We start from the raw sequence: 26829 nt of genomic DNA, 5'->3' as shown, positions 1-26829 counted from the left end.
AAATAAGAATAAATGACGGCACTAGAATAATTTGATTAAAAACCAAATACTCTAGTGTCGTCATTTAATAGAATAGATTAAAACTTTAAGAATAAGTTATACTCTATTATTTTCAATACTACTTTCTATTTTTTTTTTAATAGCCCATGTCAGCGCCGGCTTGTGGTGCAGCAGCTGGCTTTTCTGGCTTATTTGCAACTACAGCTTCAGTAGTTAAGAACAAGCCAGCAATAGAAGCAGCATTCTGAAGAGCAGAACGAGTTACTTTAACTGGATCAGTAACGCCAGCAGCCATCAAATCTTCATAAGTGTTCGTTGCAGCATTGAAACCTTGACCTTCTGGAAGTTCACGTACTTTGTTAAGTACTACATCTCCAGAAACGCCGCTATTTTGTGCAATTTGCTTAATTGGAGCTTCAACAGCACGGAACACAATCGCAGCGCCAGTTGCTTCTTCACCTTTAAGGCTTGTAATCTCAGAAGTCTTCTCAATCTTTGCAGCAGCTTGTACAAGAGCTACGCCGCCGCCAGGCAACAAGCCTTCTTCAATAGCAGCTTTAGCATTACGAACTGCATCTTCGATGCGATGCTTGCGTTCTTTAGCTTCAACTTCAGTAGCAGCGCCAACCTTAATAACAGCAACGCCGCCAGCAAGCTTAGCAAGACGTTCTTGCAATTTTTCGCGATCGTAATCAGAATCAGTATTCTCAATTTCGCCACGAATCTGAGCTACGCGAGCTTCAACATCTTCCTTAGAACCAGCACCAGAAACGATAGTGGTTTCATCCTTAGAAACGATCACTTTAGCTGCATGACCGAATACTGAAGCGTCAATAGAATCAAGCTTCAAGCCAAGGTCATCAGAAACAACCTGAGCACCAGTCAAAATAGCCATATCTTGCAACATAGCTTTACGGCGATCACCAAATCCTGGAGCTTTAACAGCTACAGTATTGAAAGTTCCACGAATCTTGTTTAGCACGAGTGTTGGTAATGCTTCGCCATCAACATCTTCTGCAATGATGAGCAATGGCTTACCTGACTTCATAACAAGTTCCGCAACATGAACAATATCTTGCTGGCTTGAAACTTTACCAGATGTAAGCAAAATGTATGGATCTTCAAGAACAGCAGTTTGATCTTCTGCGTTAGTGACGAAGTAAGGGGAAATATAACCCTTATCAAAACGCATGCCCTCAGTGAATTCCAAATCAAGACCAAACTTATTGTTGTCCTCAACAGTAACAACACCATCTTGTCCAACTTTATCCAAAGCTTCAGCAATCTTTTCGCCAACCTCAGGATCTGCTGCAGAAATAGTAGCAGTTGCAGCAATTTGTTCCTTGGTTTCAACATCCTTAGCAGATGCTAACAATTCTTTAACAATTGCTTCAGATGCTTTTTCAATACCTCTGCGCAAAGCAATAGGATTGCTACCTGCAACAACATTCTTCAATCCTTCATGAACTAAAGATTGAGCCAATACTGTTGCTGTAGTAGTGCCATCGCCTGCGACATCATCAGTCTTCTTTGCTACTTCTTTTACTAATTCAGCACCGATACGCTCATAAGGATCTTCAAGATCGATTTCTTTAGCGATTGAAACGCCATCATTTGTAATAGTTGGAGCGCCGTAAGTCTTATCTAAAACAACATTACGACCCTTTGGTCCAAGTGTAACTTTCACAGTGTCTGCAAGCTTATCCAAACCGGCGAGCATACCTTGACGGGCGTCTTCTTGGTAGGCAATAATCTTTGCCATAATTCCTCCAGATCTTTACTATTGAATACTCACTTATAGCGTGGGATATCTAATCGTCAGCTGTTAGTTATCACTCACAACCTTTAAGTGCTAATCTGAAGATTAGCACTCTCGAGGCATGAGTGCCAACTTTTATGAAAAAATTCTTCATAAATACACTTATTTAGGCGATTCTTCCAATAAATTACATTTCTTGGCAATTTTTAAAAGTAATAAAATTATTTTTTACATTACAAATAATTTGAGCGCCGATTTTATTCGACGCTCAATACTTAAAAATAACTACTCTAAAAATATGCACACAAAAATGCGCACGTTAAAATTATTTGCAAAGAACAACAACTATAGGAGATTTAATACCTTGCTCTGATTCTACAGAACTAATTCCTAAAATCTTTGCAATATCTTCTGCACTAGCTTTATCTTCATCGTTTTTATACCAAACAACAGAGTTACTTGGAACACTTCCAGAAGGATTTGATGAAGTCACATTTGCATATCCTGCTTGCTTGAGCTTAGACGCATTAGATGCTGCATATCCATTTATTTTTGTTGCATTAACAACTTTTACAGCTACATTCTTGTTTACAGATGCTTGAGGTGCAGAATCATTTGACGAGTTAGAATCATTCTTACCGTCTTTAGAATCTGAAGAAGACTTACTATCTTTAGAATCTTTTGAATCCTTTGAATCTTTATCTGTAGAAGAATTACCTGCGCCAAAATCATCATCACTATCATCTTTACTTGCAGAATCACTATTACTCTTGTTTGAAGTATCAGTAGTATTCTTACTTGCAGATGTATGTGTTTGACTTGAATCAAAAGATGAGATCATATGAGAAAGATTTCCTGAAACAGATGCCCACACACCTAAGCCAAATACAACAGCGATAACAAGTACCAAGAAGTAAGGGAACAAGACTGCATACCAAGCGCGATTACCGCGATGTACTCCTACAGGACCTTCTGGTGGCTCATCAAAAGCATCTGGTGTGTATGACGCGTAATTCTGGCTTTTTCGTGCCATAATGGCATCCCTCCAAGAAATATATTCACAACAATATGAACCTATATTACATAATGGCGCTCCCAAATAAATTTAATAAAGAATTTTAAGTAGAATATTTAGCGTTTTGACAATTTTGTCATAGAGTGTTCGTATGAGTGTTACAAAAATAAAACCTTTAGACGAACTTATGGAAACTAACTGGGCTTTAAGCATGAAATCAAAAGAGCCATGCATTCGCGCTATGGGTGATTTTTTGCGAGCGCAAATTAGACAAGGACATCATATTCTTCCAGATGCGCATAATATTTTGCGAGCATTTACTATTCCTCTTAATAGCATAAAAGTTCTTATAGTAGGTCAAGACCCATACCCTACTCCAGGTCATCCTGTTGGATTGAGTTTTAGTACAGAAAAAAATGTGCATCCGTTACCTAAAAGTTTAATAAATATTTATAAGGAATTAGTTAATGATGTTCATGTTCCAATGCCTACAAATGGAGATTTGACTCCTTGGACTAAACAAGGCGTCATGCTTCTTAACAGATGTCTTACTGTTGAAGCAGGTTTACCTAATAGTCATCAAGGAAAAGGATGGGAAGAAATTACAGAGGAAGCTGTTAAAGTTCTAAATAATAGAGTTGACGAAAACGGTAATTATTTACCTTTGGTTGCAATATTATGGGGAAGAAACGCTCAAAGCCTTGCTCCACTACTTACTCATGCAACTCTGATTGAATCTGCGCATCCAAGTCCTCTTTCTGCATCGCGAGGATTTTTCGGATCGCATCCATTTTCAAGAACTAATGAAGCATTGATGGCTATTGGCGCAACTCCTATTGATTGGTCTTTAACGTAAGAAGAATGACGAAAATATTGACAAAAATAGATAAAATTTAAATTTACACAAATAACATATAAAATACAGAACATACAGAAGATGCGTAACATACAGAAAATACAGAACACATATATGTCATAAGTTATCATAGAAATTATGGCATTATTCCCACCAGAACCACGTAAAAAAATATCGCCACTAAATGTAAACAATGGCGATGATATAAAAATATCTAATACAGATGTAAAGTCCACAATAAAATCTGGCGTTACTATAGAAGATCTTAGAAGATCACAGCAAATTGTGAATGTTTTGCGCTCTCGCTTTAAGAATACACTTGTTGGACAAGATTCTCTTCGTGAATCTTTGATTTTAACGCTTATAGCAGGCGGACATATTCTTATAGAATCTGTACCTGGATTAGCAAAAACGACTGCTGCACAAACTCTTGCAACTGCTATGTCTGGAACTTTTCGAAGAGTACAATGCACTCCAGATTTAATGCCATCTGATTTAGTAGGAACTCAAGTTTTTGACTTTTCAACTAAACGTTTTACTACTCAAATTGGTCCTATACATGCAAATGTTGTTTTATTAGATGAAATAAATCGTTCTAACGCTAAAACTCAATCAGCTCTTCTTGAAGCTATGGCAGAAAACGCAACAACAATTGGAGGAGAACGAATTGCGCTACCAAATCCGTTTATGGTCATAGCTACACAAAATCCTATTGAAGAAGAAGGAACTTTTAATCTTCCTGAAGCGCAAATGGATCGCTTTATGATGAAGTCAATCTTAACTTATCCTACTTTCGATGAAGAAATTAAGATGTTAGATATGCTTAGCGATCGTGGATCTGATGTCATAAATGTAGAATCGCTAAAGAAGCAACAAATAAGCTTAAATGACGTATTATTCTTACGTTCATCTTCAAGGCGTATTCATGTTTCTAAATCAATAATGCAATACGTTGTTGATTTAGTTGCAACTACTCGAGGAGCTGGCTCAAACCCATTATCAACACTTCCTTCACTAGTTAGAATCGGAGCAAGCCCTCGTGCGTCTATTGCATTGGTTCGTATTGCTCAAGCTCACGCTCTTATTTCTGGTCGAGATTACGTCATACCTGAAGATGTTAAAAAGTTTGCTCATGAAGTTTTACGTCATCGCATTCTTCTAACTTTTGAAGCTTTAGCTAATTCTATTACGAGCGATCAAATCATTGATGCGATTGTTGAAACGGTTCCTGTACCATGATCGATTCATTTGTGAATCGTAATGCGAATAACGATCCCAAAATCAGAAATACTATGCCTTTGATTAGCGTAAAACAAAATAACAATCGTATTTATTTATCTAAGAAATCTCGTCTTGTTCGCAAAAAAATAGAGATTCTTGATTATAAGATGACTCTCCCATCTGCTCGCACAACATTAGGATTATTAGAAGGCGAGCATTCATCCAGAGCACGCTATGGAAATGGTGATATTGTCGATATTCATCAATGGCAGCCTGGCGATGAAGCTCGTATGATGAATTGGTCTGCAAGCGCTAGAGTTGGTCAACCTATGGTTTGCGCACGCGAGCGTTTGATTGCATCTTCTACGTGGATTATTTGCGATGCAAGTATCTCGATGAACTCTTCCTGTAAATCTGGAGAATACGCATATGAAGTCGCAGCTAATGCAATATGCTTATTCGCTTCATTAAGCATGAAACGTAATGATACAGTAAAATTAGTTATGGCTGATGGCGATTGCGTAAAACAAATGCCTGAAGTGTCAAATATGCCAGATTGCGAACGAATTATTGATACATCATTGTTAAAGTTTCGTTGTAACAGTAAAAATATTGATTCAATATTGGATTTTATAAGAAATATTCAATCTAAAAACGATCTTATAGTTCTTATTGCAAATAGCGAAATGTTTTCTTCTTCTAAATTGGATGAGTTGCAAGAAATCATTTTTAAGCACAAGCTAATCGTTGTATCTATTAACACTATAAATTCTTGCGACTCTTCTTTGAAATCACAGATTTTTGACGGTATTACTTTACGACAAATACCAGCTTTTCTAATGGAAGACACGATCAAAAAAGAAATTGATTCAAGACGTTCTTCTACACTAAATCTTCTTGATGAAACAATCACAAATATGAGCGCTAGCATCATTCACGCTGATTCAAGCGAATCTATGCTTCGTGATGCATTTAAAACTATGTCTAGAAAGGTGTTGCAATGAATTTATCCAATATTCAGCCACATCTTGATAATCATATGCTCTACGCAATAGTTATTTGTATTATTGCAATTACAATTTGTTTTTCAATTTGCATATTTTATTTATCTTTTAGAACTAAAAAATTTGCAAAATTAGTCGATTCTTCCTTACCATCTCATAAAGTCGACTCTAATAAAAGTCAATGGAGAAAAAGTATAGATTCTATTGTTGATGACTATAACAATAACCTTATTTCTCATGACGAAGCTTGTGCGAAACTCGCATCAATAGCAAGAAAATACGTATCTTTGCTAGCTGGTAAAGATATAACTACATTTACTCTAAAAGAATTAAGTTCTTTACGTAATAAGTGGAATAATAAAATTGGTGCAGATAAATTACGTCAAACTATTACAGCTCTTTATCCATGCGAATTTGCAGATAGGAATATAAATAATCAAGCTCAACAAACAAGCGTTGAACAAGCAGCTCATTGGGTTCTTATACTACTTGAAAGTTGGTCTAGTAACGATAGAAACAGCAAAAGAAAAAGCAGAAGAAACAGCAAAAGCAAGAGCAAAAACAAAAAATAAGAATTTAAAATAGCGTATTTGCGAAAAGACTTACACAAAAGTTAAATCATAAGGGGCTGAAATTTATGAATGGAAGCTGGGAAATATTATTCCAATGGAAACTGAAATGGCCAATTGTTATAGTACTTGGCCTGCTCTTATGCATATTAACTATTTCATGCGTTCTACTTATTAACTTAGTTTTGCAAAAAAATCGCAAGAAATCTTGGGAATCATTGATGCTTAAAGCAGATAATGATTTGTTAAAAAAACTTGAAAACAGTGAAAGCAACAGTAGCATCAGAAATAACAACGCTCTATACACTTTTAATCTTGACAACGATTTGCAAGGAACTATAACAAGTAGAGCTTTAAGAAAGTGGATTATTCTAAAAAGAATTTCTACAATATTATTAATTTTTTCATTTATTATAGCTACATTTTTAATTGCAAGACCTTCAAAAATTTATGATGCTAAAGAACAAGCTAGCACTAGGGATATTGTGTTGTGTTTAGATGTTTCTGGATCTGCATTACCATACGATCAAGAAGTATTGCAATCGTATTTAACTTTTGTCCAACATTTCCAAGGCGAAAGAATAGGATTGAGTATTTTTAACTCAACATCTAGAACTGTGTTCCCTTTAACTGACGATTATTCTCTTGTTAAAAAACAACTTTCATACGCATCTAAACTTCTTAATGGAGTGCAAACACAAAGTAGCATAGATAAAATGCAACAGCGACAATATCAGCAAATATCTGATTGGCTTGAAGGAACTCAAAATCGCAAAGAAGCTACTTCTTTAATAGGCGATGGATTAGTAAGCTGTGCTGCTATGATTCCTGGATTTATTTATGGAAGTTCAAATAATGGAAAACAAAAAGCAAATAGATTACGCAGGAATGCTTCTATTGTTTTAGCAACCGATAACGTTGTTTCTGGAAAACCTGCTTATACTTTGGAACAAGCATTAGATTTAACTAAACAAGCTCATATTAGTGTTGATGGACTGTATTCAGGTGCTAAAGAAAACGAAAATAACGATAGTACTTTGCAAATGAAAAATCTTATTGAAAATCATGGAGGAACATTCCTAACTAGAAATAATGATTCAGTATTAACTCTTGTTAGAAAAATTGAGCAATCTCGAGGAACACTTACGAGAAATAATACGCAATCTGCTTTAAGCGATGATCCAGACATATGGATTTTGCTATTGATAATATGCTTTATTTCATGGCTTACAATAGCTTGGAGAATGAAGAGATGAAACTAATATACTTTGATGCATTTGATAATATTTTCGCTAAAATAACTTTTTCATCATATGAATACAACAATTTTTCAGAAGGTCAAATAATACTTAAGCCTGTTTTTGGATGGATTTTTGCAACTGTTTTGATTTTAGTAATAATAGCTTTTGCTTTTAAAGAGTTTAAGTTTTTTATAAAAAAATTATCTGAAAAAAAGTTAATTAAAAAATCTGATAAGTCGAAAACAGAGCAAACAAATGAAAAATCAATTGATAGCATTTTATCCTCTAATCAATCGATTAGCAAAGAAGTAACAGATGAAACAATATCAATGAGCATAAGAAGGCTAATAATGTGCATCTTAATATCAATATGCATATTATGCCCTTGCATCATGCGAAACACTACACATCGTTCTATAAGCGCTACGAACGTAATATTCGTTCTAGACGTAACAGGATCTATGAAAGTGAAAGATGCAAATTATGCAAGTAGCAAAAACATAGAAAGAATTCGCGCTGCAAAACTAATAATAAACGATGTCACAAAATCCTATAATAACGCAAGCTTTACTGGAATACGATTTGGTACTTCAACATCTATTGACGTTCCGTTAACTCCGGATGCTAATGCAATAGAAAATTGGGCTAATACTATTCAAACAGAACCGACTGGAATTTCGTCAGGAACAAGTCTAGATGCTCCAATTGATCAAACTTTACTAGTTTCAAAAGCAATACATGATTCACATCCTGAAGATATTAACGTTTTGTACTTAATTAGCGATGGAGAAGAAACAACTAATCGCAAACGGCGTACATTTTCTTCTCTAAGAGCTTATATTAACAATGCATTTGTTATTACAGTAGGATCTAAAGAAGGCGGAAAAATACCTTTATCTAAAAATGCTTTAGATAGCGATGAAAATAACGATGAAGATAAAAATGCAAATTCACAAGACGATGAAGATAAAAATGAAAATTCAAATTCTTGGGTTATTGATCCTTCAACAGGTAAACCTGGAATTTCAAAGGCAGACGATAAAAATATGAAAAATATCGCTGACGAGTTAAGCGGATCTTTTATACATGCAAAATATGAAGATCGCATCGGAAGTGAAGCTAAAAATATTATGTCTAAAAAATGGAGAGATAATAAAACATTTAAAGCGCGTTTAAGACCAGAACCTATAGTATGGCCTTTTGCTTTAATGCTATCTTTAGTAATGTTATATGAACTAGCAGTATGGGTTTTAACGTCAGGTAAGTTGTTATGAAAACAATAGAGAATAAAAAATCAACGAAAGTTAAAATTCACACTTCTATTTTCCGTATTCTTACACAAATATTTGCAATTCTTCTTACAATTTTTTCTCTGGTATTACTTTACTTAACGATTTTAAATATTCATTCTGAAGTTTCATATAATGAAGCTACTGATAAGTTAATCAGCAATGCTAAATCTTATAGTAAAAGTGATGCAGATATACATATTTTGCATACTCAACAACAACAAACAGATTCTCAATTTGAAGACGCTTACTCAAATAATGCATTTTTATTACCTAATATTAAGAAAAAAATTGAAATCAACGCAAAATTATCTCGCGATTTTACTAAAAAATTAGAAAAACTAATTGTTAAAGAAAATTCCATGAACAAACCAAACAATTCCAATAAAAATTCATCTAGCAATTCTAATAATTCTAGTAATATTACCGAAAATAACAAAAAAGATTCTAATTCAGAAAATAATACTGATGGAAATAATACTCAACTTAGTAATGATCAAAAGCAAAAAATTGAAAATCTTCTAAATAACAATAATCACTCAGAGCATCAATATGACAGTGATAAAACTGTTCATAATTCTAAAACGCAAAATGATTCGAACAATAAGCCTTGGTAATTTTTGAATACGCATTATCAACTTCTAACCACATTCATTAAAAATACGTGACTTTTAAACATATTTTGTGTGTAATAACAAATATGTTTAACGATAATTATGATGAATTCGCGTGGCTTAAACGCAATACGTATTACAGTGCAATGGATTTACTCGCACTTGTTCGTTCGTATGAATTAAGCGATTGGACTGGTAAAGCTGCAACTCTATATAAAAATGACTTGCAAAATTTAGCAAATAAAGCATGCTCAATTTCATATACTTATGGAGGTGCATGATGCCTTGGAAAGTTCAATCAACAATAATAGGTGGAAAAGCATTATCTGCTTCTAAAGAACAAGAATACTTATATTGCTCTAATCAATTGAAAAATCTTTCATATGATTTTAATTATCTAAGTGAAAATTGGCTTCAAGCTTATATGAGAATTATGAGCATAACTTTAGCTAAAAATTCCTGCGATGGTCCATTTTGCAATATAAGCGATTCTATAAATACTTCACTTAGCTATGAAGAATGTAGAATCAATTCACAAGAATGTAAACTTATTTCAGAAAAATTATTAGATTTAAGCGAGCTTATCGCTAGAGCAAATAGTTTATATTCTAATGCAGAATTATCAACACGTAATTTTTTCGACAATACAGTATATTTATGCTTTACTTTAATTCCTTCTCTATCTATACCAATGCTAATTTCTGCTGGAATTTCGTTAAATTCAGACAAAAACAACAGTATGACTAATTTTGCTAAATGGTCTAATGCAACTGCTCCTTTGCAACAAGGTTTTATAAGGGGAATATCAAATAATATTCTTATTAACCCTATTACTGGATTTGCAATTCATGGCTTGAATTTTATGAAAAAAGCTAAATTATTATTCAATAATGGCAAACAAGATAAAAGTATTATTTTCAATAATTTTTCAAGATCTTCTTTATCTGAAGTTTCTGCTGGATTAAGCTCAATAACTTCTCGCATAAACAATTATTCTCAAGGGAATAAATTAACAGTTAGCAAAATAAATATTCCAAATAAATCTAAAACAATATTGCCAAAAAATGGACAAAGCATTAAAGAAGCTTTAACAAATATTACAGAATTAAGCAGCGGAAATATTGGAGTTCATCCTCCACTTGCTAATAGTGAAGCTGCAACAATAGCTATACAATGTTTCAAAAAGAAAGATGGATCTAAATCGTGGTTAGTTACAATACCTGGAACAGATGGTAAGCCTCATTCCCCTTTCGGATGGGAACAAAACGCAGAAGTTATGAGCGCATATAAGTCAGATAGAGTAAAAGCAGATAGCGCTCGCATGGTAATAAATGCAATGAAGAAAGCTGGAATTCAAAAAAATGATCCTGTTGCGCTTATAGGTCATTCACAAGGTGGGATTGTTGCTGCAGCAATAGCTAGCGATTACTCTAAAGAATACAATATTCAACATGTTGTAACAGCAGGATCTCCTATAGCTAATCATAATATTCCAGAAAAAACTTGGGTAACAAGCATAGAAATGGAAGATGAACTTGTAGCAAATCTTGACGGCAAATCAAATCCCTCAAGAAGTAATTGGGTAACGATTCGCGCAAAAGCGACACACTTTGATAGAAAAAATATTAAGAATTCTAAAAAATCTAAGGAAAATAATGAAAATAATGAAAAGTATGATATTTCAGGTGTAACAGTTAAAGGAATTGACGAAAAAGGAACTTTAACACATGATTTACATTATCACCAAGCTGCATATGAAGATGCTTCAACACTAGGATCTAGCGCAATTCTAAATCAAGAGAATCATTTCAAGAATATTGTTGATGGAAAATTAGAAAGTACAACACTATGGCAAGGCGTTATGAACAAATAATCATCTGTAATTAACCTATAGTTTTATTTACAGTGTATACTTCCCAATTAGTTTAGGCAGAGATTTAACTTATAGCAAACTAAAACTTGTTAGTCTAATTCCTAGTTTGATGTAAGGTAAAACTATGAAGCTTACTGATATTTCTCCCTCTATTGCTCTTACTCCACTTGATGGACGCTATCATACACAAACTTCTCCTCTAGTTGAATACTTAAGCGAACCTGCATTAAATCGCGAACGTATGAGAGTGGAAGTAGAATGGATGATTCTTTTAGCAAATGGTTATAAAGAAAATAACTTTATGCCAATTGTTAAGGGCGTTGAACGTTTAAGCGATGAAGAATGTGAATATTTGCGTTCTATTCCAGAAAATTTTGATAAAGAAGGAATTGCACGTCATGCAGCTCATGAAGCTATTACTCATCACGATGTAAAAGCTGTTGAATACTACATTGATGACGCTTTAGACGAAGCAGAAGAAAAGTTAAATCATAAAACTCAACTTTCTTCGCTTAAAACTCTTGTTCATTTTGCTTGCACAAGTGAAGATATAAATAATCTTTCTATTGCTCGATGCGTAAAAAACGCTGTGAAAAATGTTTATAGAAAGCAATTAGACCAAATAGTGGATTATCTAGTTAAAAAAGCACGAGAATATCGCGATATGCCTCTCCTTTCGCTTACTCATGGTCAGCCTGCAACTCCAACTACTTTAGGAAAAGAACTTGCTGTATATGCTTATCGCTTGCAAAGACAGCAAAAGCATTTAGATAATCAAGATTATCTTGGGAAAATAAATGGTGCTACTGGAACTTTTGGAGCGCATGTAGTAGCATTTCCGGAAGTCGATTGGATTAGCGTTTCAAAAGAATTTGTAACAAATCGCATGAATCTTGATTTCAATCCTTTAACTACGCAAATAGAAAGTCACGATTGGCAAGCTGAATTATATAGCACTGTTAGCCACATCAACCATATTTTACATAATCTTGCTGTTGATATATGGATGTACATTTCTAGAGGAGTATTTGTACAAGTTCCAGTTAAAGGCGCAACAGGATCTTCTACTATGCCTCATAAAGTAAATCCTATTCGTTTTGAGAATGCTGAAGCAAATCTCGAAATTTCTTGCTCCTTACTCGACACTCTTTGTGCAACTCTTACTGAGAGCAGATGGCAAAGAGATTTAACAGATTCAACAACGCAAAGAAATATTGGTTCAGCGTTTGGATATGCAATACTTGCTCTTAACAATCTATTTGGAGGATTACAATCAATTCATCCTAATAGTGATTTTATGAAACAAGAATTGAATAACAATTGGGAAGTTTTAGGCGAACCAATACAAACTGCTATGCGAGCTGAAGAGATTGCTGGAGTTGAGGGTATGGAACGCCCTTATGAACAAGTTAAAGAACTAATGCGAGGAAACAAGATTAACCAAGAAGACGTTGAATCCTTCATTTCTTCTAGAAACTTTGATTCTGAAACATCTAAACGTTTAACTTCTTTAAAGCCAGAAACTTATACAGGATTGGCTTCAAAATTAGTTGATTTTCTTGAATAAGGAATATTATTAAGAATCATGTAAACTATGCATAGTGTGTTATACAATAGCACGCTATGCATTCCTGTTCTAATTTGAGCAGAATAACATTAAACACGCATACAATTGATGGTACGTTCAAATGCAAACGCAAGTAGTTTCACATACAGATGTTGTTATCAATGACACTCAGCCTAGTAGAGTGAGAAATCTAGCAGATTTACTTTATGCGATTTTGTCATTGGTTTTAAGCTTTGTTGTAATTCTTTCAGCAATGTATCTTTCTGGTACTACTGCAGGCGTCGAGCACGATGCTAGAAATGCTGGCAAAATTATTGTGTGGATTATAACAGATGTTCCTTCATCTCTTATGCAACAAGGTTTAACTATTATAATCGTCACAGTTGTTCTTGCGAGTATGATTAGAGCAAAAAGATGGGTTGATATATCAATATCAACTATCACTTTGCTTTTAACATATTTAATTTCATGGGCAATTTCTTATATGCTTGCAAAATTAAATAGTCCTTCTCTTTTCGCATCCCTTACTTCAATTTCTAATTCTCAAGGTATAGAAGTATTTGAATTATTGCCAGATATGTATGCAGTACTAGTAGCTTTCCTTACTGTAAGTGGTCCTAGAAGAGATAATAGAATACTGAAAATATCTTGGAATACTTTGATTGTTACTGCTCCTATTTTGATCATGACATCATGGAATTCTTTAACTGGAGTACTAGCATCATGGTGTATTGGCAGAACTATTGGAACTTTAGTTAGATTTATTAAAGGAACTAAAAGCAAAGGTGCTTGGGGTGACGATATTGTTGACGCTTTAAGCAATATAGGAATCAATAATTTAGTGCAATTAACTAGAAGAAACCAACAAGCAGATCATTCTGGAATGCTTCGCTCTAGTTTAGATGACGACTTAATAGAAAATTCTCGTATGTATGATGCGACCGATATTCATGGCAATCGTTACGTAATTTCTGTTTTAGACAATCAAGTTCACTTACCAGGATACATAAATCAGCTTTGGCAATGGATTAGACTTATTGACGTTCCTGTTAGAAGAGACCCTTCAGCTCGTCATACAGTTCATCATCATCTTTCAATGCTACTTGCATTAAGAAATCTAAGATTAGCAACAGCTAATTTTTATGGAGTTACAGATTTTGAAAAGTCATCAATGATGGTTTTTAACTCTAATAACACTCCTAGCCCATGCAATCTTAATACTATGACTATTGATGATGCTGCTAGATTTATGAGATATCTTGATATTGCTAATAGTAGAGGTATTACTCATAGGAGAATTACTCCAGAAACTTTAGCTAGATTAGAAGATGGAACGCCAATTATAGCTGGATGGCATAATGGCGATGTTGCTAGTGATAAAAACAATATTGCTTTAGATAAAGTACAATTATTAACACTTATTGCAGCTTTAATTGGCATAGATAATGCGATTCAAGCAGCAATTGAATCATGGGGACGTAACACTTTAGCTGATTTGCTGCCTTTTATGCAAAAAGCTGCTATACCTGCATCTACAAGAGCATTGCCTTCAGTTAATAAGAAAATGCTTGAGGAATTAAATAATAAAATAAGCGCGAATGTTATAGAGCAAGTGAACGAAGAAGATGTAACAGCAATCCGTCTTTCTCGTTTCAATATTCGATTCTTTGTAAGTATAGTTTTAGCAATTATTGCTGGTGTAGTTATAATCACGCAATTACATTTACAAGAATTAGTTAAAGCTATAAGAATGGCGAACCCTCTACTAGTTTTAATATGCTTATTATGTAGCATTGCAGCATGGATTGGTTCAGCAATAACATTAAGCTCATTCATGGATGACGCTAAGCCTTCTGCTTGGGTTTTATTCTGCTCACAAGTAGCATCAGGTTTTACAGCTGTTTCTATGCCAGCTGGAGTAGGACCAGCGTTTGTAAATCTTCAACTTCTAAAAAAGCAAGGCTACTCTCCTACTGCAGCTACAGCTATTACAAGTGCAACTTGGATGATCCAAGCTATTATGACAACGCTTGTTATGTTCGCAATCGGTATTTTTACTGGAAGAAATGTACTTTCAGGAATGATCCCAACACATATGTTTATTACAGTAATTGGATTAGTTACATTGATTGTAAGCATATGCATGGCAATTGCTCCTATTCGTAAAAAAATAACAAAGCGCTATTTACCAATTCTTTTTGCTTATGGACAGCAAATTAAAGAAATGATTTCTAAGCCGATACAACTTTTTATCAGTATTTTTGGAGCAATCATATTAGTTATAGCAGTTGGATTAGGATATTGGATTTCACTTCTTGCTTTCGACTATTATGCAAATCCTTTAGAAACAATATTGCTATTCTTAGTTGCAAATGCTGCAGGCTCTGCTATACCAACTCCTGGAGGATTAGGAGCTGTAGAAGCATCATTGACATTCGCATTTACATCAGTTGGAGTTCCGCCGACAATTGCATTATCTGCAACACTTCTTTATAGATTGATGTTTTATTGGTTAAGAATACCTTTAGGAGCTATGTCTATGAGATGGCTTAGTAAAACTGGCAATATATAGAGAAAAACGCAATTTAGAACACTAAATAATAGTTTTGCTATTTACTAAAGACTCATTTTTGAAAAAAATATTAAAAAAGTTTAAGAAATCATCAAAAATGGCTACATTTGTAGGGAAAATGTACTAATATCAAGTATGAGTGTGGCCTTTGAAAGAGAAAGGCCCCTGACACAAAGGATGCTGCATGGCATACAACAAGTCTGATCTCGTTTCGAAGATCGCACAGAAGTCCAATTTGACCAAGGCACAGGCCGAAGCCGCCGTCAACGCATTCCAGGATGTGTTCGTTGAGGCTTTGCAGTCCGGCGAAGGTTTGAAGCTTACTGGTCTTTTCTCTGCAGAGCGTGTAAAGCGCGCTGAGCGCACTGGTCGTAACCCACGCACCGGTGAAACCATCAAGATTCCTGCATCCTACGGTGTGCGTATCTCTGCTGGTTCTTTGTTGAAAAAGGCTGTAACTGCCTGAATCACACTTTTACACTAAAAGCGTAAAATAAAAAATATTGAAGGGACATTTCGCTGTGTTGCTATGTCCCTTCAATTTTTTCTAATGTAAGTATTGTTGTAATTCTTTAATAACTAAACCATTAGAGGCAACTACATCATTTTCTCTACGCCAATGTATAGAACTTCCATCCCATTGGCATACAGTTCCTTGTGCTTCCTTTACAACAACTGCACCTGCAGAAACACCAGGAATATCCCAATAATGAAGATGCGGCTCGAAATATGCATCGTATGTACCGTCTGCAACTTTACACAAATCAAGAGATGCAGGGCCTATACGTTTAATATCTGCAGGTCCACCTTCTAATGAAGACACAACATCTAAAGCTCTCTTAGATTCTTCTGGAATATACGACATTCCGTAACACACAACAGATCCTTGTAAGGTTGATGTTGTAGAAGGAGTAATTTTTTCGCGTTTTTCACCATTAGGAGTACGACGTATTCGAATAGCACCTTGACCTTTAGCTGCTAAATATGTAAGACCTAGAGCAGGAGCGTGAACAACACCTAAAACAGGTTGAGCTGAGCTTTCTTCATTAAATTCAAACAAAGAAACAGTAAGAGTCCACTCTGCCATATCTCTATTAAAATTGATTGCTCCATCAATACTGCCAACGCACCAAAAGCGCTCCCCAGGCTTACAATGCTCATGACGATTGCGCCAAAAACCTTGGAATGCGTTAATGTATGTTAAACGATTCTCAATAAAACGAATAAGTTTATCGCCAAACTCTGATGATGACTGCGTTGGATCCCCAAGAGCTAAAGAGCTCATATCTCTAGGACTTAATTGATCTTGATAAGCGTGTTTCCCAACATCCTCTAAAATTCTAGCTACTTCTAATGCTGCTTCTCTTAAATTTATTTCTGACATATTCTCACCTCTCTATCGTCTGTATCTCATCTGTATCCACATATTCTCTTAAAATCTTGCATCTATTTTACTCAAGTTTTAGCATGTTACAAAGCGTATACACATTATATTTCAAACACTCCAATAAAATTTCACAATTATCACAATAAAAACATATAAAACATATAAAACTAAGTTTTACTACAAGTAAGACTTACATCCATTCATAAAACTCATAAGAATAAACATATAACAATCAAAGATTCTTATTTGATTTGTTGTACATCATATATACAGTATCAGATATGGATGAATATAAAAAGTGCCAAACTCAAGCTTTTAGACACGGGCTTTTAGTTATGGACGTTGATGCAACTCTTATTGACGAAGAAGTAATTGATTTGCTTGCGCAAGAGTCTGGAGTAGCAAAAGAAGTAGAAGATATAACACATAAAGCTATGCAAGGAGAAATCGATTTTAATACTTCACTAGTTAAAAGAGTTTCAATGCTTAAAGATACAGATTCATCAATATTAACTAAAATACGCGAAAAAATACATGTAACTTATGGAGCTAAAGAATTGATTGAGATTCTTCATTCATATGGATGGAAAATTGGAGCTGTTTCTGGTGGATTTCATGAAGTTATAGATGATATATTATCTTCTATTTCTATAGACTTTTGGGCAGCAAATCATTTAGAAATTGTAAATGGGAAATTAAGTGGACGCGTGGTGGGGCAAATCGTAAACAAAGATTATAAATCTTATATGCTGAAAAAATGGGCTTATGAAAATAACATAAGCATAGAAAACACTGTTGCAATTGGAGATGGCGCTAACGATATTAAAATGCTAACTTGTGCAGGAACAGGAATCGCATTTTGTGCTAAAGAAATAGTTAAAAACAAAATTCCAAACATCATAGATAAGCGAGATCTACGTGAAGTTTTGAAGTTTATTAGCAAAAAAATATAGCTTATTATTCACAATGTGCTTGATCGCTTAAATGCGCTCCTCTAGCCCAATCTGCAGCGTTCATAGACTTTTTCCCTTGTGCTTTTACTTCTAGCAACTCTAAAACTCCATTAGAAGTACCAACCCAAACATGATGCTTATCTATAAATAATCTTCCAGGTAAAAGATTTACAACTCCCCTTTTTTGTAAATCATTGTTATCAGCTAAAGCACACTTAATAATATGCAACTTTAATTCTGATTCATTATGTGTTGGATCAACTAAATTACACCAAGCACCAGGATTTGGAGTGCAAGCACGAATTTGACGATCGAGAGCAAAAGCTGGAATATCAAAACGAATATGGGCATCTTCAACTGTGATTTTTTGAGCTACTTCATACGATCCTAAAGCTTGCTCTATTGGAATAATAGTTCCAGATTCAACTCCTTTAAGAGAAGCACAAAGCAAAGGAGCGCAATCTAAACTTAGTCGTTTTAACAAATCTCCAGAAGTTTCATGAGATCTGATTTCAGTAGTGTATTGAGAAAGAATAGGACCAGAATCCATACCTTTAGTAATACGAAATACTGTCGCTCCAGTAACATCATCTCCAGCCCAAATGGATCTTTGAACAGGTGCAGCTCCACGCCATTGAGGCAAAAGTGAAAAATGAAGATTATACCATCCTAAAGGCAAAGCATTTAATACAGGTTCACGTAAAATCTTTCCATATGCTACTACTGCAGCAGCTTTAATACCGGAATCCTTTAATTGCTTAATAAATAGCTCTTCTTCACTAGGATCTGATTGCCATACAGGTAAACCTAATTCTAAAGCTGCCTGTTTTACAGGACTTTGTACTAATTTTCTTCCTCGTCCAGTTGGCGCATCAGGGCGCGTAAGAACAGCGCGCACATCAAAATGTTCATGATCTTCAGCTAATAAGCGAAGAGATGGCACTGCAACTTCAGGAGTACCAGCGAATAACAATGGTAATACCATAAACACTCCATTGAAAAACCAACTAAAACTAACTAAAACTAATATAAAACCAATATAAACTAGCTAAAGCTAATCTATAAAAGCATCTTTAAGCTTACTAAAGAAACCTTTACGATTTAAATTCTCTTTTACTGAAGTTTGCTTTATACCTTTAACTTCTAAATCGTGAATCTTTGCAAATTGCTCAATTAGCTCACGTTCTTTAGAACTCAATTTAGTAGGAATATTAACGTTTACATGAACAAGTAAATTGCCACGTTCTTTATTTTCAGAACGCATTATTCTAGATCCTAAGCCTTGTAAAGTAATAACATCCTCATTTTGGCAGCCTTGAGGAATAGCAACTTCTTTATCTCCGTCAAAAGTGTGAATTGTTGTATTGTGTCCTAATACAGCCCAGCTCATAGGAACTTCAATCCAGCAATGTAAATCATCACCTTCTCTAGTAAATTGTTTATCATTTCGGATTAAAACATCAATATACAAATCTCCTGCAGGTCCGCCACACTCGCCTACTTCGCCTTGAGATGCTAAACGAAGTCTAGATTGATTGTTAATTCCAGCTGGAATATTTACTCCAACTTCACGAACAGTGCGAACGCGACCAGTTCCACGGCATTGAGAACAAACGTTTTTAATAATAGTTCCATGACCTTCACACATTCCACAAGGCATAGAAGTCATCATTTGACCTAACAAAGTATGAATAACTTTTTGAGTTGAACCAGTTCCATGACATTGTGGGCATGTAACAGGAGAATTTCCATCGCTAGAGCCATTTCCATTGCAATCTTTACATAATCCAAAAGTGGATACTTTAATCTTTACAGTTCCACCGAAAACTGCAGTCTTTAAGTCGATATTAGCTTCTGCTAACGAATCAGAACCTCTTTGAACTCTCGAAATTGGTGAGCTAGTAGTTCCACCAAAGAATTGCGAGAAAACGCTACCCATATCCATATCAAATGGATTACCAGCAGAAGAACCTGAAGATGGATTATTAGGATCAACACCCATATCGTACATTCGACGTTTTTCAGGATTTGACAAAACTTCGTAAGCGTTATTTACTTCCTTAAACTTATCTTCAAATTCTGCACCTGCAAGATCAGGATGATACTTACGACTCATCTTCCTATAAGCTTTACGAATATCATCATCACTTGCATTACGATCAACGCCTAAAATCTCGTAATAATCAGTCACTATAATCCCTCATTTATTTCATCGAAAACACGCAATGAAACTTATTCTAACTTCCAACGTCATCTTATTGTGGCATTAGGCAAAGTCAACATTAGCATAGAAATCTTTAACTGATGTAAATTCTTTCAGCAATATTTTAGTTTTTCTTGTAGTTTTATTGAAGTTTTCATCAGCTTTGCTTGAAGTTTCACCAGTTTTTACATCAATTTTATTAGTTTTAACATTATATTTTTATTAGTTTTAAGATTATATTTAATTATATTTGATTAGCGAATCCTACTACTTTATTTTATTATTTTTCAGTTTTAGTAACTCAAATGAAGTTCAAATATAGCATATTATTTTTCAGCTATTATGAGATATGAAAGTATTAAGATAACGCGCAACTGCTCTAACAGCAGACATTGTAACAGCATAATCCATGTGTTGCGGCCCAATTGATCCTATAAAAGCAACTGGAACATTCGTATGAGAAGTGTTATTAAGCGAATTATCACTAATATCTTTATTATTAGAAGATTTCTTATAATCATCTGAACTTTTTAATGTGCTAATACAAATATTATCAATGCAATTTTTTGTATTCTCTTTCTTAACTAAGTAATCACAGCTTAACACTTTAGATTCATTAGATTCATTAAATCTATTAGAAGTTTTAGACCTATAAGTTGATGATGAAGAAGTCACATCTTCATTACTACTATCTTTAATATTATCTTCGTTATATAAAGAAGATTCACTTTCATCGCACTCAATAGACGAATCATATCCATATCCGCTAGTTACAACAGAAGCGTTCAATAACTCAGGAGTATGAGTTTCAGATCCAATAGCAACACTTACTCCGTTTACGCAATCACTAGCTTCTTCGCTCAAAGAAGTCATCAAACGCATGATTACAGCTTGTTCTTCTAGAGCATCAAATAATTGTGCAAAATCATTAGCATGATGTTTATGTGCTAGTTGAGAAGCTCCAGCAACATACAAATCATGAGCATGCTCTCCAGCGTACATATCATCTATTGCTGCAGCCAAACTTGAAATAACAATTCGCATATTAGAATCGTCAATATGTAAAGACAAATCTCTTACATAGCGTGCAGCTAAATCAAAAGGAGCATTAACACACTTATTATTGATGACAGTTGTTAAAGATGAAAAATCGTCAACATGAATATTTCCAATAGGCAACATATGTTGTGCAACACTGCCGGTATCTGTGATAATAACAGCTAATAAAGTTGATTCCGAAACTTGCACTAATTCAATATGCCGAACTCGAGATTTAGATAAAGATGGAGATGCTACTAAAGCAATCTGACCAGTAATACTTGCTAGTAAACGAGCTGAACGATGTAAAGTATCTTGCAAGCTTACAGATCCACTTAAAAAGTTGCGAATACCTCTACGCTGAGCTTCAGAAAGAGGGATAATCGAAGCCAAACCGTCAACAAAATATCTATATCCTTTTTCAGTAGGAATTCTACCTGCAGATGTATGAGGCTGAACTAAATATCCTTCTTCCTCTAAAGCAGACATATCGTTGCGAATAGTTGCAGAACTAACACCTAAATGATGATTCTTAGTCAAAGATGCAGAACCAACAGGCTCTTGAGAACGAATATAATCTTCAACGACCGCTCGAAGTACCATCATGCGTCGTGATTGCATTGACTTTCCTCTCATATTCAATTAGGTAATATAACTTCGTTTTTATTATGTTAGCAAAAAATACTACTATTTACAGTCACTAACTGTAAGTTAATAGAGTAAATAAATTCCAATAGATTATAACCAAATTATAATCAGATTATAATCATTAAAAGCAATCGTAAGAAATATTTCTTGACACACTTTATAACCTTTAGTCTGATGCAAAAGATAGGATGAAATCGCAATGTGAGGGTAAAAAGCCAGCGTGAGCTGTGCTTAAAAACCCGAATTATTGGAAGGAAAGTAGATCACATGACCGATTTCAACTGGTCTGCATTAGACGAGCGCGCCGTAAAAATGGCGAAGGTTCTCTCGGCTGATGCTGTTGAGCGAGCAGGACATGGACATCCTGGCTCCCCTGTTTCATTAGCACCAATTGCGTACACCTTGTACCAGCATTTCATTAAGCATGATCCAGCTGACCCAAAGTGGGCCGGACGCGATCGTTTTATTCTTTCTGGTGGTCACGCTTCACTTACGCAATACGTGCAATTGTTCTTCTCTGGATACGGCTTAACTCTTGATGATCTCAAGTATTTCCGTGGCGGTGCAGACACACGTACTCCAGGTCACCCAGAATATGGTTTAACTCCAGGAATTGAAATGACTACTGGTCCTCTTGGACAAGGTCTTGCTTCTGCTGTTGGCTTTGCTTATGGTCAACGCTTTGAGCGCGGACTTCTTGATCCACAAGCTCCAGCAGGCACTTCCCCATTTGATCACAAAGTTTGGGTTATTTGCGGCGAAGGCGATGTTGAGGAAGGTGTTTCTTCTGAAGCTGCTTCCTTAGCTGGAAACCAAAAGCTCGGTAACTTAACTGTTATTTTCGATGCAAACCACATTCAGATTGAAGGAGATACAAAGCTCACCTTCTCTGAAGATATTCTTGCTCGTTACCGTGCATACGGTTGGTACACTGATGAAGTTAGCTTCATCCAGCCAGACGGCTCCTACAAGGAAGACGTTCAGGCTTTGGCTGCAGCTATTGAAAAGGCTCAGGAAGTTACCGATAAGCCTCACTTCATTAAGGTTAATACTTTGATTGCTTGGCCAACACCAGGCAAGACTAACAACGAAGCTTCACACGGATCCAAGCTTGGCGAAGAAGCTGTGAAAGGCTTGAAGGAACTTTGCGGTTTCGACCCAGAAGTTTCGTTCCCAATCGACGAAGAAGCTTTGGCTCACGCTCGCAAGGTTGCAGAGCGCGGCTTGGCTGCTCATAAGGCTTGGGATGAAGCTCTTGCAAAGTGGGCTGCTGCCAACCCAGATAAGGCTGCTCTTTACGAGCGCATTAAGGCTGGCAAGCTTCCTGAAGGCTTCGACAAGGCTATTGACGACTTGGTTGCTGGCTTCGAAGTTGGCTCTAAGGTTGCTACCCGTAAAGCTTCCGGCGCAGTTCTTAACGCAATTGCTGCTGTTATGCCAGAACTTTGGGGCGGTTCCGCTGATTTGGGCGGCTCCAACAACACCAACATTAAGGGCGCTGACTCCTTCGGTCCATCCGAAGACGCAACCCGCACTTGGCCAAACGTTTCCGAGCACGGCCGTCAGCTTCACTTCGGCGTGCGCGAGTTCGCAATGGGTGCTATTACCAATGGTATTTTGCTTGGTTCTGACACTCGCCCATTCAACGGCACCTTCTTCCAGTTCTCTGACTACGAGCGCCCAGCAGTTCGCTTGGCTGCTTTGATGGAGATTCCAAACCTCTACGTTTGGACTCACGATTCCGTAGCTTTGGGCGAAGATGGTCCAACTCACCAGCCAATCGAACACTTGGCTGCTTTCCGCGCTATTCCTCAGCTTGAGGTTGTGCGCCCTGCAGACGAGTACGAGACTGCTGAAGCTTATCGTTACTTCTTCGAGAAGAAGAACAGCTACCCAACCGCCATGATTTTGACCCGTCAGGGCGTTCCAACCCTCGCTGAGACTGCTGAGAAGGCTCGCGAAGGCGTGAAGCACGGCGCTTACGTTTTGGTTGATTGCGAAGGCACTCCAGACGTAATCATCATGGCAACCGGTTCTGAAGTTCAGTGGGCTGTTGCCGGCGCCAAGACTTTGGCAGCTGAAGGCATCAAGGCTCGCGTTCTTTCCATGCCATCTCTCGAATGGTTCGAAGAGCAGGACGAAGAGTACAAGGAAGCAATCCTTCCAAAGTCCGTCAAGGCTCGCGTTTCCATCGAAGCTGGCTTGGCATTGCCTTGGTACAAGTATCTTGGCGATTGCGGCAAGGCTGTTTCTATCGAACAGTACGGCTTGCAGGGTGACGGCGGTCAGAACATGATCGACTTGGGCATTACTGCTGAGCACGTAGTAGAAGCTGCTAAGGCTTCTATCGAAGAAGCTCGCGCTTAAGCACAAGAAATATAAAATAAAACTTGATTTATCTACTATTTTGCTAATGCATTGTATTGATAAATCACAAAACTCGAAGTGCTAATTTAGCAACTTCACAAGAAGCAGCAAAGGCGTGTTGATGCCGAGCTACCGTTGGTTTGACATCAACCGCTGTTTCTTGTAAAAACGCCAAAATACCGACGTGCCCCAATTGGTGGAGCACAGTGTTAAGGAGATAACATGACTGAAGCAACGCAGCGCACTAGCGATTCCGGCGTTTCTATTTGGTTGGACGATTTGTCCCGCACCCGCATTGAATCTGGTTCTTTGCAGGATCTTATTGCTCACAAGAATGTTGTTGGCGTTACCACCAACCCATCCATTTTCCAGAAGGCTTTAAGCCAGGTTGGCCCATACGATGCACAGCTTAAGGAACTCGGCAAGGTAGACGTAGAAACCGCTATCCGCGAGTTGACCACCACCGATGTTCGTAACGCAACCGATATCTTCCGCGAGATTGCTGAAAAGACTGACTTCGTTGACGGTCGCGTTTCTATCGAAGTTGATCCACGCTTGGCTCACGATACTGCTAACACAGAAAAGCAGGCTGAAGAGCTTTGGGCAAAGGTTGATCGTCCAAACGTTATGATTAAGATTCCAGCAACTTTGGAAGGTCTTCCAGCTATCACAGCTACCCTTGCTAAGGGCATTTCCGTGAACGTAACCTTGATCTTCTCACTCGAACGCTACGAGCAGGTTATCGATGCCTTCATCGAAGGTATTGCTCAGGCAGATGCTAACGGCCATGACTTGAAGCACATTGGTTCCGTAGCTTCCTTCTTCGTTTCCCGCGTTGATACTGCTGTTGATAAGCTCCTCGAAGCTAACGGAAGCGAAGAAGCTAAGGCTCTTGAAGGCAAGGCTGCTGTTGCTAACGCTCGCTTGGCTTACGAACTCTTCGAGAAGAAGTTCGCAGCTGACCCACGTTGGGCTGCTCTTGAAGCTAAGGGCGCAAAGAAGCAGCGTCCACTTTGGGCTTCTACTGGCACAAAGAACGCAGCTTACTCAGATTGCAAGTACGTTGACGAGTTGGTTGCTGAGCATGTTGTCAACACTATGCCAGAAAAGACTTTGAACGCTCTTGCTGATCACGGCAACGGCGCTCCTTCCGTTAAGGGCACTTACGAAGAGAGCCACGCTGTTATGAACAAGCTTGCTGAGCTTGGCATTAACATCAAGGACGTTACCGACAAGCTCGAAGCTGACGGTGTTGCAGCATTCATCAAGTCTTGGGATTCCGTTATTGCTGACGTGCAATCTGGAATTGATCGCGTGAATGCATGATTTGATTAAATCATTAAATAAATAACAGAAGCCGCACATGCATTTGGATTTAATTCCATCGCATATGCGGTTTTTTGTTTAGCATTTGCGTCCAAAAAACAAGAAAACGTCCGTATTTTGTAGAACGCGTCCGATTCACTGCTATTTGCGTCTGATTTTGCACGTTTTCAGACATTCACTCAATACGGTTTCTGCGCGCGTAATATATGACACAGTTTATTCATTGCTGGCACAGTTTGTCTTTTGTAGATGCGGAAGTATGAGAACGTGCCTAACGCAATTTCTTTGTCGCTTGCTTAAAACTGTCGAAAACACCAAATCATCTGATGAAATAAACAAAAAGCAAGCCTAAACTGTCGAAAACACCAAATCGACCGATGTTTTCGACATTTTCTATCAACGGAGTAAGCGCACACGACAACCTGCTTTCACCCAGTAACAGCGTGTGCAAAAGATTCGTACGATTTTGATAATTAGGATAAATAGCCTCTAGAGTAATTCGTTTTGAAGCCAGCTAGCAACACCATCGTTGTTATTGGAATCGCAAACTTCGTCTGCAATAGCAAGAAGCCGCGGATTACCATTCGACACCGCTACCCCATATCCTCCGGCACGGAACATGTCAATATCGATAATATCGTCACCAAAAACAACAGTCCGGCTAGGCTTTACGTTCAAACGCTCACAAATAACATTCAACGCGTGCCCCTTGTTTGCAAGAGGATTTGTAAGCATCCACAAAACATCTTCGCTAATATGCAATGAAAAATCCTCAGGAAGAGCACTTTCCAAACGCAATTTTTCACTATCTCGCGGAACAATAATTATTTTGTCTGCAATACCATCTGGAATATCGCGAAAATCAGTGCGAATAAAATTACTTGACTTCCACAACGTATGTAAATCGAAATTAGTGTATCGAATATCATTCATAACAATACCTATGCGTAACGTAGGTATTGCGCAAAGTAGACTCAAGCAAACTTCGCAAGCGCGCTTTGAAGAAAAACCAAATCGAACTACTGAATCAGACTGATTTTGAGAAGCCAAAACAGATTTGCTTGAATTGTTAGCATCAAAATCTATTAGCGCACCATTCAAATAAGCGCAAACGTCAGCATTAAGAGACTTTATTATGTTAAGAGCAGCACAAACTGGACGAGCAGTAATAATAGCAAAAGGAACTCGAGTTTTTCTTTTAACTTCAGAAACAGCATCAATAGTTTGCTGAGTTAAAAACCTATTCTCGAAAGCGTCTGCATCGTGCAGCATCGTGCCATCCAAATCCGCTACTATAAGAGACGGACCGAACATCAACATTAGCGCA

22 protein-coding genes are annotated in these 26829 nt (G+C 36.8%); 15 read left to right on the top strand and 7 right to left on the bottom strand.

Annotated elements, in window-relative coordinates; translation table 11 throughout:
• Nucleotides 1–136: 136 nt before the first annotated feature.
• Together groL and Q0X59_RS00320 are read right to left on the bottom strand one after the other, a co-directional pair.
• On the bottom strand, nucleotides 137–1762 hold the full coding sequence (gene groL / locus Q0X59_RS00325; RefSeq protein WP_075523138.1) for a chaperonin GroEL: 1626 nt from the start codon (nucleotides 1760–1762) through the stop codon (nucleotides 137–139).
• A 322-nt stretch (nucleotides 1763–2084) separates the two neighbouring features.
• Nucleotides 2085–2792: a LytR C-terminal domain-containing protein gene (locus Q0X59_RS00320; protein ID WP_075523137.1), complete on the bottom strand. Its 708-nt coding sequence runs from the start codon at nucleotides 2790–2792 to the stop codon at nucleotides 2085–2087.
• A gap of 133 nt (nucleotides 2793–2925) precedes the next feature.
• On the opposite strand from Q0X59_RS00320, the gene Q0X59_RS00315 reads away from it, so the two are divergent.
• From Q0X59_RS00315 to Q0X59_RS00260, 12 genes are all read left to right on the top strand, one after another.
• Nucleotides 2926–3630, top strand: a complete 705-nt coding sequence (locus Q0X59_RS00315; RefSeq protein WP_075523136.1) for a uracil-DNA glycosylase — start codon at nucleotides 2926–2928, stop codon at nucleotides 3628–3630.
• A 138-nt stretch (nucleotides 3631–3768) separates the two neighbouring features.
• A complete protein-coding gene (locus Q0X59_RS00310; RefSeq protein WP_296157463.1) occupies nucleotides 3769–4869 on the top strand; it encodes a MoxR family ATPase in 1101 nt (366 codons plus the stop codon).
• The gene (locus tag Q0X59_RS00305; RefSeq protein ID WP_082266217.1) at nucleotides 4866–5855 is read left to right on the top strand and encodes a DUF58 domain-containing protein; all 990 of its coding nucleotides are present in this window, start codon (nucleotides 4866–4868) and stop codon (nucleotides 5853–5855) included. The genes Q0X59_RS00310 and Q0X59_RS00305 overlap by 4 nt, the downstream gene beginning before the upstream one ends.
• Entirely contained in the window at nucleotides 5852–6427 is a 576-nt protein-coding gene (locus Q0X59_RS00300; RefSeq protein WP_297642372.1) for a hypothetical protein, read from the top strand. The genes Q0X59_RS00305 and Q0X59_RS00300 overlap by 4 nt, the downstream gene beginning before the upstream one ends.
• Nucleotides 6428–6492: 65 nt before the next feature.
• On the top strand, nucleotides 6493–7680 hold the full coding sequence (locus Q0X59_RS00295) for a VWA domain-containing protein (protein WP_297642370.1): 1188 nt from the start codon (nucleotides 6493–6495) through the stop codon (nucleotides 7678–7680).
• A complete protein-coding gene (locus Q0X59_RS00290; protein WP_297642368.1) occupies nucleotides 7677–8939 on the top strand; it encodes a vWA domain-containing protein in 1263 nt (420 codons plus the stop codon). The genes Q0X59_RS00295 and Q0X59_RS00290 overlap by 4 nt, the downstream gene beginning before the upstream one ends.
• The gene (locus Q0X59_RS00285; protein ID WP_297642366.1) at nucleotides 8936–9571 is read left to right on the top strand and encodes a DUF6466 family protein; all 636 of its coding nucleotides are present in this window, start codon (nucleotides 8936–8938) and stop codon (nucleotides 9569–9571) included. Before Q0X59_RS00290 ends, Q0X59_RS00285 begins: the two co-directional genes overlap by 4 nt.
• An 83-nt stretch (nucleotides 9572–9654) precedes the next feature.
• Nucleotides 9655–9849: a hypothetical protein gene (locus tag Q0X59_RS00280; protein ID WP_075523131.1), complete on the top strand. Its 195-nt coding sequence runs from the start codon at nucleotides 9655–9657 to the stop codon at nucleotides 9847–9849.
• Nucleotides 9849–11441 carry an alpha/beta hydrolase gene (locus Q0X59_RS00275; protein ID WP_297642503.1) on the top strand — a complete coding sequence of 531 codons (1593 nt, stop codon included), beginning with the start codon at nucleotides 9849–9851 and terminating at the stop codon, nucleotides 11439–11441. Before Q0X59_RS00280 ends, Q0X59_RS00275 begins: the two co-directional genes overlap by 1 nt.
• A gap of 124 nt (nucleotides 11442–11565) precedes the next feature.
• Nucleotides 11566–13008, top strand: coding sequence for an adenylosuccinate lyase (purB, locus tag Q0X59_RS00270; protein ID WP_297642363.1), 1443 nt, complete (start codon nucleotides 11566–11568; stop codon nucleotides 13006–13008).
• A 121-nt stretch (nucleotides 13009–13129) separates the two neighbouring features.
• On the top strand, nucleotides 13130–15580 hold the full coding sequence (locus Q0X59_RS00265) for a lysylphosphatidylglycerol synthase transmembrane domain-containing protein (RefSeq protein ID WP_103043055.1): 2451 nt from the start codon (nucleotides 13130–13132) through the stop codon (nucleotides 15578–15580).
• Nucleotides 15581–15764: 184 nt separating this feature from the next.
• Nucleotides 15765–16046: an HU family DNA-binding protein gene (locus Q0X59_RS00260; protein WP_004119480.1), complete on the top strand. Its 282-nt coding sequence runs from the start codon at nucleotides 15765–15767 to the stop codon at nucleotides 16044–16046.
• 81 nt (nucleotides 16047–16127) lie between these two features.
• On the opposite strand, the gene Q0X59_RS00255 is transcribed toward Q0X59_RS00260, so the two are convergent.
• Nucleotides 16128–16964, bottom strand: coding sequence for an inositol monophosphatase family protein (locus tag Q0X59_RS00255; RefSeq protein ID WP_082266235.1), 837 nt, complete (start codon nucleotides 16962–16964; stop codon nucleotides 16128–16130).
• Nucleotides 16965–17248: 284 nt separating this feature from the next.
• Between Q0X59_RS00255 and serB the strand changes: the two genes are divergently transcribed.
• Nucleotides 17249–17920, top strand: a complete 672-nt coding sequence (gene serB, locus Q0X59_RS00250; RefSeq protein ID WP_297642360.1) for a phosphoserine phosphatase SerB — start codon at nucleotides 17249–17251, stop codon at nucleotides 17918–17920.
• 4 nt (nucleotides 17921–17924) lie between these two features.
• Here serB and fmt read toward each other — a convergent pair whose 3' ends face one another.
• The 3 genes from fmt to hrcA form a co-directional block, all read right to left on the bottom strand.
• On the bottom strand, nucleotides 17925–18905 hold the full coding sequence (fmt, locus tag Q0X59_RS00245; protein WP_297642358.1) for a methionyl-tRNA formyltransferase: 981 nt from the start codon (nucleotides 18903–18905) through the stop codon (nucleotides 17925–17927).
• A gap of 69 nt (nucleotides 18906–18974) precedes the next feature.
• A complete protein-coding gene (gene dnaJ, locus Q0X59_RS00240; protein ID WP_103043058.1) occupies nucleotides 18975–20111 on the bottom strand; it encodes a molecular chaperone DnaJ in 1137 nt (378 codons plus the stop codon).
• 345 nt (nucleotides 20112–20456) lie between these two features.
• Complete coding sequence (gene hrcA / locus Q0X59_RS00235; RefSeq protein WP_366517004.1) at nucleotides 20457–21782, bottom strand: heat-inducible transcriptional repressor HrcA; 1326 nt, start codon at nucleotides 21780–21782, stop codon at nucleotides 20457–20459.
• A 294-nt stretch (nucleotides 21783–22076) separates the two neighbouring features.
• On the opposite strand from hrcA, the gene tkt reads away from it, so the two are divergent.
• Both tkt and tal read left to right on the top strand, forming a co-directional pair.
• Nucleotides 22077–24176, top strand: coding sequence for a transketolase (tkt, locus tag Q0X59_RS00230; RefSeq protein WP_297642355.1), 2100 nt, complete (start codon nucleotides 22077–22079; stop codon nucleotides 24174–24176).
• Nucleotides 24177–24398: 222 nt separating this feature from the next.
• Nucleotides 24399–25502 (top strand): transaldolase, encoded by a 1104-nt coding sequence (gene tal / locus Q0X59_RS00225; protein ID WP_075523330.1) that lies wholly within the window; start codon nucleotides 24399–24401, stop codon nucleotides 25500–25502.
• A 489-nt stretch (nucleotides 25503–25991) separates the two neighbouring features.
• Here tal and Q0X59_RS00220 read toward each other — a convergent pair whose 3' ends face one another.
• Complete coding sequence (locus tag Q0X59_RS00220; RefSeq protein WP_297642352.1) at nucleotides 25992–26822, bottom strand: HAD hydrolase family protein; 831 nt, start codon at nucleotides 26820–26822, stop codon at nucleotides 25992–25994.
• Between the last annotated feature and the right edge of the window lie 7 nt (nucleotides 26823–26829).

Source organism: uncultured Gardnerella sp., assembly GCF_947280595.1.
Classification (GTDB): Bacteria; Actinomycetota; Actinomycetes; order Actinomycetales; family Bifidobacteriaceae; genus Bifidobacterium; species Bifidobacterium vaginale_A.
This window is presented reverse-complemented; position numbering and strand designations above follow the sequence as displayed.

What these genes read in the sequence shown, in the direction of transcription:
- groL (WP_075523138.1), bottom strand. Translation starts at nt 1,762, where the DNA reads ATGGCAAAGATTATTGCCTACCAAGAAGACGCCCGTCAAGGTATGCTC.
- Q0X59_RS00320 (WP_075523137.1), bottom strand. Translation starts at nt 2,792, where the DNA reads ATGGCACGAAAAAGCCAGAATTACGCGTCATACACACCAGATGCTTTT.
- Q0X59_RS00315 (WP_075523136.1), top strand. Translation starts at nt 2,926, where the DNA reads ATGAGTGTTACAAAAATAAAACCTTTAGACGAACTTATGGAAACTAAC.
- Q0X59_RS00310 (WP_296157463.1), top strand. Translation starts at nt 3,769, where the DNA reads ATGGCATTATTCCCACCAGAACCACGTAAAAAAATATCGCCACTAAAT.
- Q0X59_RS00305 (WP_082266217.1), top strand. Translation starts at nt 4,866, where the DNA reads ATGATCGATTCATTTGTGAATCGTAATGCGAATAACGATCCCAAAATC.
- Q0X59_RS00300 (WP_297642372.1), top strand. Translation starts at nt 5,852, where the DNA reads ATGAATTTATCCAATATTCAGCCACATCTTGATAATCATATGCTCTAC.
- Q0X59_RS00295 (WP_297642370.1), top strand. Translation starts at nt 6,493, where the DNA reads ATGAATGGAAGCTGGGAAATATTATTCCAATGGAAACTGAAATGGCCA.
- Q0X59_RS00290 (WP_297642368.1), top strand. Translation starts at nt 7,677, where the DNA reads ATGAAACTAATATACTTTGATGCATTTGATAATATTTTCGCTAAAATA.
- Q0X59_RS00285 (WP_297642366.1), top strand. Translation starts at nt 8,936, where the DNA reads ATGAAAACAATAGAGAATAAAAAATCAACGAAAGTTAAAATTCACACT.
- Q0X59_RS00280 (WP_075523131.1), top strand. Translation starts at nt 9,655, where the DNA reads ATGTTTAACGATAATTATGATGAATTCGCGTGGCTTAAACGCAATACG.
- Q0X59_RS00275 (WP_297642503.1), top strand. Translation starts at nt 9,849, where the DNA reads ATGCCTTGGAAAGTTCAATCAACAATAATAGGTGGAAAAGCATTATCT.
- purB (WP_297642363.1), top strand. Translation starts at nt 11,566, where the DNA reads ATGAAGCTTACTGATATTTCTCCCTCTATTGCTCTTACTCCACTTGAT.
- Q0X59_RS00265 (WP_103043055.1), top strand. Translation starts at nt 13,130, where the DNA reads ATGCAAACGCAAGTAGTTTCACATACAGATGTTGTTATCAATGACACT.
- Q0X59_RS00260 (WP_004119480.1), top strand. Translation starts at nt 15,765, where the DNA reads ATGGCATACAACAAGTCTGATCTCGTTTCGAAGATCGCACAGAAGTCC.
- Q0X59_RS00255 (WP_082266235.1), bottom strand. Translation starts at nt 16,964, where the DNA reads ATGTCAGAAATAAATTTAAGAGAAGCAGCATTAGAAGTAGCTAGAATT.
- serB (WP_297642360.1), top strand. Translation starts at nt 17,249, where the DNA reads ATGGATGAATATAAAAAGTGCCAAACTCAAGCTTTTAGACACGGGCTT.
- fmt (WP_297642358.1), bottom strand. Translation starts at nt 18,905, where the DNA reads ATGGTATTACCATTGTTATTCGCTGGTACTCCTGAAGTTGCAGTGCCA.
- hrcA (WP_366517004.1), bottom strand. Translation starts at nt 21,782, where the DNA reads ATGCAATCACGACGCATGATGGTACTTCGAGCGGTCGTTGAAGATTAT.
- tkt (WP_297642355.1), top strand. Translation starts at nt 22,077, where the DNA reads ATGACCGATTTCAACTGGTCTGCATTAGACGAGCGCGCCGTAAAAATG.
- tal (WP_075523330.1), top strand. Translation starts at nt 24,399, where the DNA reads ATGACTGAAGCAACGCAGCGCACTAGCGATTCCGGCGTTTCTATTTGG.
- Q0X59_RS00220 (WP_297642352.1), bottom strand. Translation starts at nt 26,822, where the DNA reads ATGTTGATGTTCGGTCCGTCTCTTATAGTAGCGGATTTGGATGGCACG.